Source organism: Shewanella sp. LZH-2 (assembly GCF_016859145.1).
GTDB classification, from domain to species: Bacteria; Pseudomonadota; Gammaproteobacteria; order Enterobacterales; family Shewanellaceae; genus Shewanella; species Shewanella xiamenensis.
Genome location: NZ_CP069350.1, coordinates 1,796,055 through 1,811,981, shown reverse-complemented (window position 1 = coordinate 1,811,981; position 15,927 = coordinate 1,796,055). Strand labels below are relative to the sequence as shown.

Annotated in this window: 12 protein-coding genes; 5 read left to right on the top strand and 7 right to left on the bottom strand. The window is 45.2% G+C overall.

What is annotated here, in order from left to right; genetic code table 11:
• Positions 1-44 precede the first annotated feature (44 nt).
• The 3 genes from nrdD to rssA form a co-directional block, all read right to left on the bottom strand.
• Positions 45-2,162: an anaerobic ribonucleoside-triphosphate reductase gene (gene nrdD, locus JM642_RS08100; protein WP_203433400.1), complete on the bottom strand. Its 2,118-nt coding sequence runs from the start codon at positions 2,160-2,162 to the stop codon at positions 45-47.
• 303 nt (positions 2,163-2,465) lie between these two features.
• Positions 2,466-3,146: a hypothetical protein gene (locus JM642_RS08095; RefSeq protein ID WP_203433398.1), complete on the bottom strand. Its 681-nt coding sequence runs from the start codon at positions 3,144-3,146 to the stop codon at positions 2,466-2,468.
• Between the two features lie 112 nt (positions 3,147-3,258).
• Positions 3,259-4,206, bottom strand: coding sequence for a patatin-like phospholipase RssA (gene rssA / locus JM642_RS08090; protein ID WP_037427298.1), 948 nt, complete (start codon positions 4,204-4,206; stop codon positions 3,259-3,261).
• A 369-nt stretch (positions 4,207-4,575) separates the two neighbouring features.
• Here rssA and JM642_RS08085 point away from each other — a divergent pair, with 369 nt between their 5' ends.
• The 4 genes from JM642_RS08085 to JM642_RS08070 all read left to right on the top strand — a co-directional run bounded on the left by JM642_RS08085 (position 4,576) and on the right by JM642_RS08070 (position 7,615).
• The gene (locus JM642_RS08085; protein WP_203433396.1) at positions 4,576-5,925 is read left to right on the top strand and encodes a DEAD/DEAH box helicase; all 1,350 of its coding nucleotides are present in this window, start codon (positions 4,576-4,578) and stop codon (positions 5,923-5,925) included.
• Between the two features lie 114 nt (positions 5,926-6,039).
• Positions 6,040-6,477, top strand: coding sequence for a DUF3010 family protein (locus JM642_RS08080; RefSeq protein WP_037419582.1), 438 nt, complete (start codon positions 6,040-6,042; stop codon positions 6,475-6,477).
• A gap of 56 nt (positions 6,478-6,533) precedes the next feature.
• Positions 6,534-7,061 (top strand): M48 family metallopeptidase, encoded by a 528-nt coding sequence (locus JM642_RS08075; RefSeq protein WP_203433394.1) that lies wholly within the window; start codon positions 6,534-6,536, stop codon positions 7,059-7,061.
• Positions 7,062-7,147: 86 nt separating this feature from the next.
• The gene (locus tag JM642_RS08070) at positions 7,148-7,615 is read left to right on the top strand and encodes a hypothetical protein (protein WP_037427304.1); all 468 of its coding nucleotides are present in this window, start codon (positions 7,148-7,150) and stop codon (positions 7,613-7,615) included.
• A 361-nt stretch (positions 7,616-7,976) separates the two neighbouring features.
• Here the strand turns inward: JM642_RS08070 and JM642_RS08065 are convergent, their stop codons facing one another.
• From JM642_RS08065 to JM642_RS08050, 4 genes are all read right to left on the bottom strand, one after another.
• A complete protein-coding gene (locus JM642_RS08065) occupies positions 7,977-9,272 on the bottom strand; it encodes a peptidoglycan DD-metalloendopeptidase family protein (protein WP_037419574.1) in 1,296 nt (431 codons plus the stop codon).
• Between the two features lie 267 nt (positions 9,273-9,539).
• Positions 9,540-12,596: an SMC family ATPase gene (locus tag JM642_RS08060; RefSeq protein ID WP_203433392.1), complete on the bottom strand. Its 3,057-nt coding sequence runs from the start codon at positions 12,594-12,596 to the stop codon at positions 9,540-9,542.
• Entirely contained in the window at positions 12,593-13,792 is a 1,200-nt protein-coding gene (locus JM642_RS08055; protein WP_203433390.1) for an exonuclease SbcCD subunit D, read from the bottom strand. Before JM642_RS08055 ends, JM642_RS08060 begins: the two co-directional genes overlap by 4 nt.
• Positions 13,793-14,084: 292 nt before the next feature.
• The gene (locus JM642_RS08050) at positions 14,085-14,855 is read right to left on the bottom strand and encodes a TSUP family transporter (protein ID WP_037419568.1); all 771 of its coding nucleotides are present in this window, start codon (positions 14,853-14,855) and stop codon (positions 14,085-14,087) included.
• Between the two features lie 141 nt (positions 14,856-14,996).
• On the opposite strand from JM642_RS08050, the gene JM642_RS08045 reads away from it, so the two are divergent.
• Positions 14,997-15,890 carry a LysR family transcriptional regulator gene (locus tag JM642_RS08045; protein ID WP_203433388.1) on the top strand — a complete coding sequence of 298 codons (894 nt, stop codon included), beginning with the start codon at positions 14,997-14,999 and terminating at the stop codon, positions 15,888-15,890.
• Positions 15,891-15,927 lie beyond the last annotated feature (37 nt).

The following is a 15,927-nucleotide window of genomic DNA, read 5'->3' as shown; positions in this document are numbered from 1 at the left end:
GACTGTGCTGATATCAGTGCAACAAACACAACAAGGCAAAAATGTTACAAGTGTTTGATCCTACGCTTCACTTCTTCTTGCTTACCATGGTTGAACGGTCTGGCATCGGGACTGCCTAAGTAACCACACACACGGCGCGTAACAGACACTCGACTTGGCTCATGGTTGCCGCATTTAGGGCAAGTAAATCCTTTGCTAGTACAGCTAAATTCGCCGGTAAAACCACAATCATAACATTCGTCAATCGGCGTGTTAGTACCGTAGTAAGGTACACGGCTATAGCTGTAATCCCAGACATTTTCGAGCGCTTCGATATTGTGCTGCATATTAGGATATTCGCCGTAGCAAATAAAACCACCATTGGCGATGGCGGGATATGGCTGCTCAAAATCGATTTTATCGTAAGGATTCACGTGCTTTTCCACATCTAAATGGAAGCTATTGGTGTAATAGCCCTTATCGGTTACCCCCGCAACCACACCAAACTGGCGCGCATCGAGCTTACAAAAACGACTGCAGAGACTCTCACTTGGGGTGCTATACAGGCTGAATCCATAACCCGTTTCGGCCTTCCATGCGTCGGTAGCCGCTTTAAGGTGCGCAACAATCGCCACCGCTTTTTCACGAAGCTTAGCATCATCAAACACATGGGTTTTAGTGCCATAGAGCGCATTAATGGTTTCATGTAAACCGATATAACCTAATGAAATCGATGCCCGACCATTTTTAAAGATTTGGGCAATATCATCATCGGCACGCAAGCGCACGCCACAGGCACCTTCCATATACAAAATCGGCGCAACTCTGGCTTTCACTCCGTTTAACCGTTCGATACGCGTATCTAATGCGCGGCGGGCAAGTAATAGCCGCTCATCCAGAATACGGTAAAACTCAGCCTCATCGCCATTCGCTTCTAGCGCAACACGTGGTAAGTTTAAGCTAACAACGCCAAGGTTATTGCGGCCTTCATGGACGAGTTCACCATTTTCTTTATAGGAACCTAAAAAGCTGCGGCAACCCATAGGCGTTTTGAACGAACCCGTCACTTTTTCCACTTGCTCATAGTTCAAAATATCTGGGTACATGCGCATACTGGCGCATTTAAGGGCCATTTGTTTTACATCGTAATTGCAATCACCGACTTTGTGGTTAATACCATCACGGATGGCAAATACCAATTTAGGGAACACCGCTGTTTTACGATTTTTACCTAACCCCGCCATGCGTACTTTCAGCATCGATTGTTGAATTAAACGCGACTCCCACGAAGTACCTAGACCGAAACCAAAGGTCACAAACGGGGTTTGTCCATTAGCGGTATGTAAGGTATTCACCTCATATTCAAGGGATTGGAAAGCATCGTGGCATTCTTTTTCAGTCTGAGCAGTGGCATAGGCTTTAGCATCTTTAATCTGCCAGTTCAGTGCCACTTGATAATGTTTGTCATAACTCTTGGCCACAAAAGGCGCTAACACTTCATCAATACGATTAATCGTGGTGCCGCCATAGATATGGCTTGCCACTTGGGCAATAATTTGCGCCGTCACGGCCGTAGCGGTAGAGATCGATTTTGGGGTCTCAATTTCGGCATTGCCCATCTTAAAGCCATGGGTCAACATGCCCGCCAAATCAATCAACATACAGTTAAACATCGGGAAAAAGGGCGAGTAATCAAGATCGTGATAGTGGATCTCACCGATTTCGTGCGCAGCCACCACATCCTTAGGCAGAATATGGCTCTTGGCATAATGTTTAGCCACGATGCCCGCCAGCAGATCCCGTTGAGTTGGGATCACTTTAGAGTCTTTATTGGCGTTTTCATTTAACAGCGCGGCATTGCTCTGCTCGACTAAACCACGGATTTCAAGATTGAGCTTACTGGTAGCATCGCGGCAAATGTCTCTGTCGTGACGATATTCAATGTAGACCCGTGCCAATGATTTATAAGGGCCTTCCATCAATAGGTTTTCAACCGCATCCTGTAGATGGTGGATTTCAACTTCTGCCATATTCGCCACTCGTTCTCTCACACAAGCGGCTACCGTCGCGGCATAATCTGCGTCCTCTATCCCAACCGAGTTTGCAGCAGCGACCACTGCATCTCTTATCCTTGTTTCATCAAAAGGTGTGCGGCAACCATCCCGCTTGATCACGACTGGCATTGTTTAATTCCTCTCCATCCCGATTAAAATTAACACTATATATAGTGATTAAATAATCTATCAACACAATATGTAGGCAATTAAGCGGCATCGACACCTAAAATTCCATGATCCAGATCATGATTTATCGGATGGATAAAAAGAACAAATAAGAACTGCTGCCAAACCCAATGATCTCAGTTTTAGGCCTTGACCTTGATGCTAAAGCAAGATAGTAGACGCAGGAAATGGCGCTAGTAATGACAAAAGACTCTGACCCAAAAGCCAAAGTCTATTGTTTTTGAAAGAATATTGTAAATAAGACTAGCGCTTAGCTAAGGCAAGATAACTGCTCAATTGTCCCAACGCCAATTGCTGCATCCCCATGGATGAAGCCACCTGCATCGTTGATTTAAGTCCCTGCCATAACTGTTTTTGACTATCGCTCATGGTGGGGTTGCTATTCAAATAATCCGTTAATTGACCAAACACTTTAGTCGCCTTTTGTGCCAGCACTGGCGACTGGGCATCATCCATGTTTTTTAACACATTTTTAGCATCTACTAACGTGTTGATCATCGGGCTATTAGGCGATTTTTCAGCCAAAGACTTTAGCTCATCATCGATAAAATCCTGCAAAGACTGCTTATTGGTACTTTGGCTTGGCAAACTAATGCCGTTTTGCGAGAGCCGTTCCACCTGTGCATCGGAAAGAATACCGTCTTTTTGTAACCGCGAGACTAAAGCGGGTATCTCAGCCACGCTAAATTTGCCATCAGCAAAAAAGTCTTTCGACATGGCCTGAATTTTTTGTGCTCGCAGTGCCCGTGGTGACAGCGCTATCTCGTCACTCGGTTTAGTATCCACCTTAGGGGGTTCTTTGGCTGAGGAGTTTGACTCCGTACTCGATTCAGTTTTACCTGTCTCCGTCTTTTTGCTATTCAGGCCATAAGCTTCAGCAGCACTGCTACGATTTAGATTAAGGGCATTTAAAAGAGAATTCATCGTCAATAATTCGGCGTCTAATACTGATTAATGGTTTTAAAGCAAAAACTAAGCCAATCAAGCAGTAAGTAGTGTCATATCGTAATTAACAGATAAATTCATCCTGACATTTTTAGCCTTTCCAGATCGCAGCTTCAATTAAATGTGCCACTTTTGCCACGGCAGCTTCACCTGCTGCAATGGCTTCAGCTGCTCGGTGGAACTCCATGGTGCCGATATTCGCGACTTCGGGTACAACACAGATATCGGGAGGGTCACCCATTAAACGCGCCCGTTTATGCCGCTGCTCTAAAATACTCATCGACTGGGACATCACCGCAATCATACCGGGATTAGATTTAGTCCCTAGGGAAAACTTATCGGTTAAGCTACCGACATATTCTCGCCCGCGGGCGAATAAATCCATAAAACCCGTTTCTTGGCGCGCGGGCATTTGGGTTTCATCTTTAGATGCCCGATGGCTGGTCATATTAACGGGTAAAACTTGTAATCGACCGGTATGAAAACCTTGTAAATCAACGGCAATGACAATATCTACCCCCATAGCACGGCTCACCGAAACGGGGACAGGATTAACAACTGCACCATCCACTAACCAACGCTCACCTTGACGGACAGGCGCTAATATCCCAGGCATAGAGCAAGAGGCCCGTACGGCTTGGCGTAAATCACCATGGCGAAACCAGATTTCCTGACCTGAATAAAGATCCGTGGCAATGGCCGCAAAGGGACGCTCTAAATCCTCGATATTGATATCACCAATCCGCGATTGCAGTACATCGAATACTTTTTCGCCGCCAATTAGCCCACCTTTACGCCAACGAATGTCCATCAGTCCCAACACATCCCAACTAGAGAAGCTGCGCACCCACTCTTCAAGTTCCGCTAAATGATTATGAGCATAAGCAGCGCCAACAAGGGCGCCGATTGAGCATCCAGCGACCTTATCGGGTTTAATTCCCATGGCGGCAAGCCCATTGAGTACGCCAATATGTGCCCAACCTTTGGCTGCACCACTGCCTAAGGCAATACCGATCGTCGGAGTTGTCCCCTTACTCATAATAAATTCCCTTAATAAATCGATGATTTAAAGAAGCGCTATGACGTGAAAAAGCTAAATTCCAGCCAAAGTGTTGTCAATCATTAGACAACATAAACCGTTATGCTAGCCAGTCATTAGATACATTTATATGGTTTACGCTCGGCCTTATCCCCTTGGGCAGAGAGTAACCACATCGTCGCTTGATATCCTGTAAGTTCATAGCCAATTTGGCTAAACATAGCACTCGGGACAAATATCGAGCGTGACACAAGCCAAGCAAATAAGTGGCTATTTAGATGATTACGCAAGATTATGCCCAATCAAGATAGCTGACCATAGTGATTTAGCGCTATAATCTGCCCTCACTCAGATTTAGGGGATATACCTTTGCAGTTTACTGATTTTTCTCTGGACCAGCGTCTGTTACAAAGCTTAAAGCATATGGGGATTGCAACCCCAACCGCCATCCAGGAACAAGCATTACCTATCGCATTGGCAGGTAAAGATTTAATGGCATCATCAAAGACTGGGTCAGGTAAGACCTTGGCATTTTTGCTGCCCGCATTGCAAAGGGTTATCTCCACCCGCGCCCTCAGTAAGCGCGACCCTAGAGTATTGATTTTATTACCGACCCGCGAATTAGCCCATCAGGTGTACAGTCAGTTACGCTTATTGGTGGCCAATACCCAATATAAAGCGATTAGTGTATTGGGCGGTGAAAACTTTAACGATCAGGCTAAAGCGCTGGCAAAAGAGCCGCATTTTATTGTTGCAACGCCAGGGCGAATCGCTGATCACTTAGAACAAAAAAACTTATTCCTCAATGGATTAGAGTTGTTAGTTTTGGACGAAGCCGACCGTATGTTGGATTTAGGCTTTGCGCCACAGTTAAAAGCTATCAACGAGGCGGCCGATCATAAACGTCGTCAGACCTTAATGTTCTCAGCAACCTTAGATCATAGTGAAATCAATGATATCGCGGCGGCATTACTTAAAAATCCATTACATGTGGCAATCGGCACGGCCCACAGTGAACATCAGGATATTTCGCAGCGAATTTATCTGTGTGATCATTTAGATCATAAAGAAGCCCTGCTCAGTCGTTTACTGACGGATGAGCCGCACAAGCAAGTGATTATTTTTACCGCCACCCGTGCCGATACAGAGCGGTTAGCCGCTAAGCTCTCGGCTCAAGGTTTTGCAACCGCCGCCTTAAGTGGCGAGTTAAAACAAACGGCACGTAACCAGATCATGGACCAATTTGCCCGTGGTCAGCAGCAAATATTGGTGACCACAGATGTGGCATCCCGTGGTTTAGACTTACTGAATGTATCCTTAGTCATTAACTTCGATATGCCCAAATTTGCCGAAGAATATGTTCATCGCATTGGCCGCACTGGCCGCGCGGGCGCCAAAGGTGACGCAATCTCCTTAGTTGGTCCTAAGGATTGGGATAACTTTAAAAAAGTACAACTTTTCTTAAGAAAAACTTTTGAGATCAGTGTAATTAAGGGGCTTGAAGCTAAATTTAGTGGTCTAAAAGAAAAGCCAAAGTCCGTCGCGACTAAAGGTGTAGTAAAGGCAAACACCAAAGCCAAATCTAAACCTAAGTCGCACCTTGTTAAAGCCGCGCCATCCCGTGATAAACGCTTTATCACGGGTGTTGATGTCGGTGATGCGCCAATGCGCAAAAAACCTGCGGCACAACTGCTACAAGATAATGACGACGAGATCTAAAAATAACGCAAAAGATAGCTCAAGTCCGTGAAACTTGAGCGCTCAAAATCAGTGACTCGCGGGAGCGATTCTTCCAGCGATACATAAGCAATTTGAAATAGTTAAAGGTGTAACATGCGAATTTGTGGTGTTGAATTAAAAGGTGGCGAAGCCATCATCAGTCTGCTCAGTTACGAAGGTGAAACCTTCAATGTACCCAGCTGCCGTAAAGTGTCTTTTAGCATTGCACAGTCGGCATCGACGGAGGCAATTCGTGAGTTTCACTTTGCTTTCCATAAGTTGATGGAAGATTACAAGATCGATGAAATTGTAATTATTGAACGTGAGCAAAAAGGCAAACTGGCAGGTTCTGCTACTAGCTTCAAACTCGAAGCCGCAATTCAATTAGGCGAGCTGCCTGTAACCTTGCTATCTCCAGTGGCGATCAAGGAACAAAATAAGCGCAATCCACCTCAGGTAGACTTTGATAGCTTAGATCTGAAACGCTTCCAACAACCCGCCTTTGAGGCTGCCTACGCTCAGCAAAATCGCCATATTTTTGGTAAAGCTTAAGTGCTCTTGCTTGGCGCTATCACTTAGCGCCAAGCCTCTTACATGTCGAAAGCATCATGCAAAACCTAAAATATGTCAGTGGTTATAGCCTAGATATCCAACGCCAAGTTGAACAGCTTTTACAAAGTGGCAAGCTTGGGGAAGTATTGCTTCGCCGTCATCCGCACATTCATCAGATCCGCAGCGATAAAGCCCTCTACGACTATACCCAAGGGATAAAAAATCAGTTTTTACGCCAATCCGCTCCCCTATCGAAAGTGATCTTTGATGACAAAATTAGCATGAGTCATCATGCACTTGGCTTACATTCCTACGTCTCTAGAGTGCAAGGTAACAAAATCAAAGCGAAGAATGAAATTCGTATATCTTCTCGCTTAAAACGTGTACCTGAACCTTTGTTACGAATGGTAGTGGTGCACGAACTCGCCCACCTAAAAGAGAAGGATCACAATAAAGCTTTTTATAATCTGTGTACTTATATGGAACCAGATTACCACCAATTTGAATTTGATCTGCGCTTACTGCTGACCTGTATTGATGCCAATCAATCCCCTTATATCGCGCACTCAATAGACTCAGTTTGAGTACTTATTTTTATTGCCCCAAGAGTTGACTGATAATAGTTTTCATTTAGAATAGTCATGTATTATCTGTCACGTACTTAGGCTGTATGAAAACGCAAAATATTGGTAGAAAGCTAGAAAAATGGTGTAAGAAACAAGCCAAGAAACTGCAAAAGCAACAGGCAACATTATCCTATGCGGCATCAGTTAACTATGCTGCAAAATCATCTTTCTCAGCGGAACCAATAAAACAGACGACTGCGGCCAAAAGTAAAAAAGCACAACGCAAGCACTTAAATCAATTATTGGCTGAGTATATTACCAAACAACACATTCAAGATCTTGATAAAGCAGCCCGTAAGCAGCAATTAAAATTAGCCAAAGCGCATTTTAATGCCGCAAATGATGCACAATTTTTATCCTTTGCAGCCATCAAACGTATTTCCCCCTTACCGACAGAGCGAAGCTTTGCACTTCGTCCTTATAAAAAGTCTCCCTGTGGAGGATGTCCTGCATTAAAGGGGCGTCTATGTAAATGTGCGTTAAAAGCGATGCAGAAACGCCAGGCAAGTTAATATTGTTTATCGATCTTGATTAAATAAATTTGAAGATATCTCAAAGTAAGAGTGGTTAGATATTTTCTGCTAGCTATCTTCGCTATTCACACGTCATTCAATCAATACCTGTACGCTCACTAAAGCCTAAAGTGGCTCGATTTATTATTTTAAATACCGATAACAAGGGCGAAATTTAATCAAATTTAAGCAAGCAGTCTTATCCAAGCATATGCAGCTAAACAACAAACCCAACAAAAAGCCTGACAAATACACCACTCAAATCATTTAGTTGCTGAGGCACACTCAATAGAAATAAAAACGCCGATGAATCAGTATTCATCGGCGTTTTTATACTCAGAACGGGACAAACGAAAAGGAATTAACCTAAATTCATCAACGACTGACGACTATTGACCATATTCGTAAAGCTACGCAATTCTTGGTTTGCTAGTTGGCTCGCCATAGGAATATCGGCTTTCATTGGATCGACGGGTTTACCGTTTACATGGAATTCATAATGTAAATGCGGACCAGTTGAACGCCCAGTATTACCAGATAAAGCAATCACTTGACCACGTGTGACTCTCTGGCCTTTACGCACTAATGCCTTTGAAAGGTGTAAATAACGGGTGCTATATTTACCACCATGTTCAATCACAATATATTTACCTGCAAATTGGTGATCCGTTACTAAACTCACCACGCCATCACCAGGCGCTATAACCTTAGTACCAATAGGGACAGAAAAATCAGTACCATTATGGGGGGAAATACGGCCAGTGATCGGATGTTTACGAGCAGGGTTAAAACGTGAACTCATGCGAGGCTGTTTAGCCAATGGAATACGCTGGAAAGCACGCACTAAACTGCGCCCTTTTGCATCATAATAACTGCCATCAGTATGCTGAAAGGCACTGATTTCTGAACGCCCAGTTTTAATGCTAACGCCTAATATTTGGCTGCTACCGGTTGCTTCACCTTCAACATATTGATCATTTACCAAAACAGAAAATTTATCTCCTGCATGTAAATCCCGTGCAAAATTCACTTTTTCTTTGAGTAAATCTTCAATCCGCTGAATATCAGCTGCCGCTAAGCCCATTTTTTGAGCCGATACGTAAAATGAGCCTTTAATATCACCAGTAATAATGCGGTTTTGCCAAACGCCTTCAACGTTAATTTCTTCAACGTTGAAGCTACCATCTTCATAACGAGTAAATACGACTTGGCGTGCGGCGTTAAAATAAAGCTCTAACTTTTGCAGTTGGCCATCATTATCGAGCCAAAACTGAATCCGGTTCCCTGGTAATAAGGTATCGAGTGCCAAAATATTTAAATCGGCCTCTAGTACTTTATACATCGTTAGCTGGTCAACACCCGCCTTAGAGAATAAAGCGCTTAGAGTATCACCGGAGGCAATAACACGCTCAAAATCAGGGGTATTGTCAATAACAGTGGTAGAATCAACAGGCTCAGAAACTTGCGGTAAAACAGTTTCAATGTCGAGAGCTACGGGAATTCGTTGTGCTGTGGGTACGACATGATTAGCATTCGGCATTAACATCGCCGCACCGATCAATAAACCACCTACGAGGAGAATATTTTTATGGGCTGAAGATAAATTCTGCAAACGAATTTGCGGAAAATTAGCCAAATTGGGTTTGCCTGTCTGCAACGCTTTCACCTTTTGTTATCGTTTTTGCGTTATATTTTTGAACCAGTCCCACCTAGGGAAGCCCGAATTTTCCCAACTTATCCCAAAAAACCGATTATGACAAACGCTATTTTGCACTTTAACAGCACTATTTCCCAAAAACATGCGTCAGTTGGCACTTTAAATCGATTGCGCGTTCTGTATCCAGATGTTAAATAGCACAAAACAATATATTTAATTACAATAAAAACAATAAGTTAAATAAAAAATTAATCCCTTTAACTGACACTAAGGCAAAATCACCTTGATTTCGCTCCCATGGGAGGTTTTCAACAAATCTATTCGGGTATTTATCTGCTCTTTCATCTCAGAAACATGAGATATCACGCCGATCATCCTACCCGCCGATTGCAAATCCATTAAGGTACGGATGGCAAGTTCAAGGGAGTCCTGATCTAGGCTGCCAAAACCTTCGTCGATAAATAACGTATCAAGTTTTATCCCACCGGCGTAGGCTTGCACCACGTCTGATAAACCCAGCGCCATAGATAAAGCTGCCATAAAACTCTCCCCACCACTTAAGGTCGCCACGGGACGCACTTTTGCGGTGTAAGCGTCTTCGACTTCAAGCTCAAGCCCTGATGCCTTATTTCCCTTCGCTCTGTCTTCTTTACGCAGTAATCGATAACGACCTTTACTCATCAGGTGTAATCTCTGAGTTGCTGCGAGTAAAACATCATCGAGTAATACGCTTAATACAAAACGTTGCAGAGAAATCTTGTTGCCGGTATTGCCATTGGCCACATCGGCCAAGGTGCCAATAATGGCGTATTCATCCTCAAGGGCTTTCGCTTTTTGATCGACAATACTGAGCTGTGTTTGAGTTTGTTTAAGCAAAGAGAACCGTGTATTAAGTTGGCTCCATGTAGCTTCAGCGAGATTAAGTTGTTGGTGCTTTTCTGCGAGCATGGCTTCTAGGGCATCAAGGTCGGGCACGCTGACATCACTAAGCTCAGTTCTTAGCTGATCAAGCTGTGATTGATTTAAGGCGCACTGTCGATGATAGGTTTCAATACGCTCGCCCAACGCTTGAATTTGCTCATCGGCTAATAATGCCGCCCTTAATGCGTCCCTATCAGTAAAACCCGCTAAATGCAGTTGTGAGTTAAGGTCACCATCGGCCAAAGCCTGCTGCTCATCTGCGCTATGGCAGCGTTGTATCGCAGCCTCTAGCGCCGTTTGCGCCGCCACACAATGCTCAGATGCCTGCTTTAGTGAGTTTCTAAGAGCATGAATCTGCTCACGAGTCTTCTCAAGCTGCCGTTGATTATCATTAATCGCTTGATTTAACGCAGTAAGCGAGCGGTATTCGTTAGGGATCCGAAGCGCTTTTTCCGCTAATTGACCGGATAGACGCGCCACTTCACCTTCTTGTTGATGATACCGCTCACGCTCAAGCTCTAATTGTTGCGTCAATACTAACTCTTGCTGCTGCAACGCTTTGATTTGCTTCTGTAACTGCTGTAATGCTTGGGTGGCGACTTCAGCTTGTTTTGCTTGGCGTGTTAATTCCTCAAGCCGATGGACATGCGATTCAAGTGGTAACTCAACCGTATCCCCCAGCGAGGAGGCCAGTTCATTTGCCTGCGACTGCTGTGCTTCTAACTGTTTTTGTAGCCCCCGATACTCTGCCCTCGCTTTGCTGAGCTGTTCGAGTGCATTCACCTCGGCATCCTGCGCAGCTTGCAGCTGTGCGTCCGTTGGTAAATGATCATGACTGGTTGCAGGATGAGGATGCTCGATACTGCCGCAAACTGGGCAGGGTTCATCGAGTTTGAGTTCCCTCGCTAAAATGGCTGCTTGGCCTTGAAACCAACTGAGCTGTAAAGACTTATAGTCACTTAGCGCTGCCTGATGCTGCGCGCTCAGCGTCTTTCCTTGTAATCCTGCTTGTACAAGCGCCTCTTCGGTTTGTGCAACTTTGGCGCAAATTTGTTGCCATTGTTTGAACAACTCAAGTAAGTGGCGCTGTTGCTGCAAGGCTTGTGCGGTCGCGAGTTGACGCTCACTTTGCTGTTGTAATGCTGGCAATTGATTTTCATAGGTGCTGCGCTGATCAACTAAGCTTACAAGCGCCGTCTTAGTCTCTTGTCCCTGATCTTTGGTTTGTTGCAGTATCTCTTTTGCCTGCGATAAAGCTTGTTCAAGGCTAGAAAATTCTGCCAACTGCGGTACTAACGTGCTGAGTTGATTATGTTGTTGATCAAAATCGCGCAGCTGTTGTTCAAGGGGAATAAGTTCCTGCGCTTCGATCTCAGCTTTGGCAAGCGCAAGCTTTGCCGCTTCAAGTACCATTTGGGCATGGCTGCGCTGATCATTAGCAATTGTCGCCTCCTGTTCCCTCGATAACGCATTATCTAATAAGGGCTTTAGACGCTGCGCTTGCTTTGCGACATTCAGGCGAGCCGTTTGCGCTGCAATATAAGCTTGCTGTTCATGAAGCAAAGTGGCTTGGGATTCTAATTCACTTAAACGAGTAAATTCAGCAAACCGTTGCTGCGCACTGTCATGCTGTTTTAACGCCTGTAGATGCGCCGCCGTGCTACGTTCTTTCGCGGCGATAGCGGCCGCCAATTCGGGTTCTATTCGACTAAATTCAGCGGCAAGCTCGTCGTCACTCGCTAGCTCCGCGGTTTGTAGAATGCCATCGCGACGCGCACGCTGCTCTTTAACCAAGCCGCGGATATCGGCCGCCTTCGCCTTTAAGATATCTTCAATACGTTTATAGATATGGGTTTGAAATAATTGACTAAAAATTTGCTCACGCGCCTTAGAGTCGGCCATGAGTAATTCACGAAACTTCCCCTGTGGCAGCACCATAACCTGACGAAATTGTTCTACGTCTAAGCCCGTTAACGCTTCAATTTCAGCCGTTGCCTCTGAGACTTTACTGGCGACTAATAGGGTTTCAGTACCATCGGGAGCGATCTTAAACAGCTGCGCCTCGCTCTTTTGGACTGTCGACCCCTCGCCATTCTTTTTGAGTCTGTCCTGTTCGGGCACTCGGCGAATACGATAAGCAGTGTTACCCAATTTAAAACTAAAGGTCACTTCAGTAAGCAGATTATCATCGGCCATATCGCAGCGCATTTGGCTGCCTTCACGCTCATTGCCGGTGGTTTTTCCATACAACGCAAAGCAGATACCATCGAGCAGAGTCGTTTTACCCGCGCCAGTTGGCCCGTTGATCAAAAATAACGGATTATCACCAAGTTCAGTAAAATCAATGGTCTGAGTCGAAGCAAACGGGCCAAAAGCCGACATGGAAAGTTGTAGTGGCTTCATTCTGCCTGCTCCTCTTTTACGTCACGATGTGTTTCGCTGCGTTCAAGTTCGTCTCGATGAAGCTGGGTTAGGATATCCTCCATCACCGCCTGCTGCGCCGGCGTTAATTCATCCCCCGAGACTTGGGCAAAAAAGTCACGGAACATGGCCATTTCACCTTTTTTTATATGATCTCGATTGAGCACCACCGCCTGATCGCCCGCCATCAATCCGGTGCGTTCTAAATGCAGCACATTGGGATAAACACTGCGCAGTTTGCCCATGGCATCTAAAATGGCGTGTTTATCGAGCAGACGCACCATTAAATAATCCTCACGCTTGGCATCGGTTTTCCCTACTGCTAATAAATGTGCCAATTCACCTTCAATTATCCGCACATCACGTAGCGCAGTTAAGGGTAAGAGTTGGATTTGAGCGGGAGATTGCGCAGCGATATCCACTAAGGTGACAGACTTATGCTGGTGTTGCTCACTAAAGGAATACTTTAGGATTGAGCCGGAGTAACGTATCTGTTCGCAGCCTTTATATTGCGGACCATGCAAATGTCCAAGCGCGACATAGTCAAACTCACTAAACAGCCGTGGGGAAATTTTATCCGCGCCGCCGATACTTAATGGCCGTTCGGATTCAGACTCGCTGCCACCATCCAAAAAGCAATGACTCACCACCACTTTAGGTAAACCTTGGCTATCATGGCAACGGACCTGCTCTAGCAACAACGCCATCGCCTCTTCATGGCTCGATACGCTAAGGCCTTTGGCATCGGTTTCAAACACTTGGCGCACGGTGGCAGGTTCGGCATAAGGAAGCGGATAAAAGTAAGCATCGCCACTGGCACTGGTTAAACGAATAGGCACTAATTCGGCCTGTAGCGGCCCAATAATATGTAAACCACTGGCAGCCATTTGTTTAGCAGCAAATCCCAAACGCTCATGGCCATCGTGATTGCCAGCAATCATCAGCACTTGTATACCCAATTGGTTAATAAGGCGATTAAGCACATCATTAAGCAAAGCGACGGCACTGGCGGGTGGAATCGATCTATCGTAAATATCCCCCGCAATAATCACCGCATCAACACTGTGCTGCTGCGCCAATGCAACAATTTGATCAAGTACATAGGCCTGATCATCCAGTAATGATTGATTATGTAACTGACGGCCAATATGCCAGTCTGAGGTGTGAATAAATCGCATTATTGCTGAACCTTAATGGATGCTAAGCCAACGCTATGGCGCGGAATGCTTGTCGTTAAGTTATTTGTCAAAGCTGCTTGTCGGATAATCTCGCCCAATGACTCGCCAATAAACCCTAAAAACACTTTAAAAAATGCTAGGTTATCCTAAAAAATGCCGCTGAGTATAGTCAATACAATGGGAGTGGAGATATTTACAGCAAAGAGGTCGAAGACTGCGCTAACAGATCACCATTAGCGCAAATAAGGTCAGTGCTCAGCTTGAAGAAAGTTGATCCGTACCAAAATCATCATCAAAACAGTTGGTATTGGCTGGCGAGCAATTTCACACTCATGGCCAGCGACATGGTCACTACTAAGGGCTTAATGATCTTTGTGCCCTTAGTGACCACTAAACGTGATCCCAAGGTTGCCCCAATGGCTTGGCCCGCTAACATCACTAAGCCGAGTAACCAAATGACTTTTCCGCCAAGGGCGAAAAAAATCAGCGAGGCAATATTGGTCGAAAAATTCAACACCTTTGCGTGAGCCGTCGCTTTGGCGAGGCCAAACCCCGCAAGGGTAACAAACGCCAACGCAAAAAAGCTGCCAGTTCCTGGACCAAAAAAGCCATCATACAAGCCCACACCTAACGCGGCAGTAAAAGCAAAGGCGGTAGGGGTTAAGACTTGGTGGCGATCATCTTCCGAAATCTTTTTCGAGAACAAGAAGTAACAACCAATGGCGAGAATTAAAAACGGCAATACTAATTCAAGAATTTTGGTATCCACTAACTGCACCAACACTGTACCTAACGCCGCACCGACAAAGGCACAAAACAGTGCGAGTTTGACAGTTTTGAGATCAACCAATCCCTTACGAACAAAGTACAAGCTCGCAAAAAAGCTGCCACCGCATGCCTGTAACTTGTTAGTGCCAAGGGCGACCGCTGGCGGTAACCCAGCCCACATTAACGCAGGAATGGTCAGTAATCCCCCACCTCCAGCAATAGAGTCGATAAAGCCCGCCACCATAGCCACGCCAAACAGTAATGCTGCAACTTGTAGAGTTAATTCAAATTCCATGATTTTTATAATTGAGTTATAGGAGCTAAGGCTTCGCATTAGACTGCGTTTGCCTTATAAATGCAAAGGAGTTATTGTCGCGCTAGCGTGAGCAAAGCTCACACTAAACCGTTTGTTAAACACCTAGATTTGGATATGAATATGTTTACTAGCTTGCCACCGCTCAATGCATTACGGGCATTCGAGTCTGCTGCCCGCTTACAGAGTATGACGCTGGCGAGCAAAGAACTGCACGTCACCCATGGCGCAATCAGTAAACAAATCAGGGTATTAGAAGATTTTTTAGGTTTCGCCCTCTTTGTTAGGCTACATAAAAAAGTCGAACTCACTGACGAAGCCAAGCGTTACTTCCCCCACGTACAAGCGGCGCTGCAAACCTTATCGAGCGCCACCGCCGATTTGCATAGCCAAGGTTCTCGGCCACAAACCTTAGCCATCAATGTATTACCAAGTTTAACCATCAACTGGTTAATCCCTCGTATGGAGCAATTTAAGTCGCGTTATCCACATTTATATGTGGATCTCTCGATAGGTGACTTTGCCGTTGACTTCAGCCAAGGGCGCTACGACATCGCGATCCGCAGTAGTACCAAGCTGCCCAAAGGAGTGAATTACATCAAACTCATGGATGAAGATCTGTGCTTAGTTTGTGCGCCGTCATTGGCCCCAAAACTGAAATGTATTGAGGATATTAATCATGTCACCTTACTCAAACACACCACTCGCCCAGAACTTTGGGATTATTGGGCTGAAAAGGTAGGCTTAACACTCACGCAAGAGCAAACCTTTGGCGTGGAGCATTTTTACATGTTGAGTCAGGCGGCTGCCAGTGGCATGGGCGCGGCGTTGATCCCACGCTTTTTTATTGAAGAACAATTAGCTAACGGCAGTTTAGTCATCCCCTTTCATGCACCGTTTACCAGCCCATACGTTTATTACCTACTCACACCTAAATCCCCAAGCTTGCCGTTAAAAGTGCAAGCATTTATCGAGTGGATGCTCGACCTCTTCGCTCCTTATCGCAATGCATGCTAAAAACTAAAAACCACCCGAAGGTGGTTTTTACGTCAGT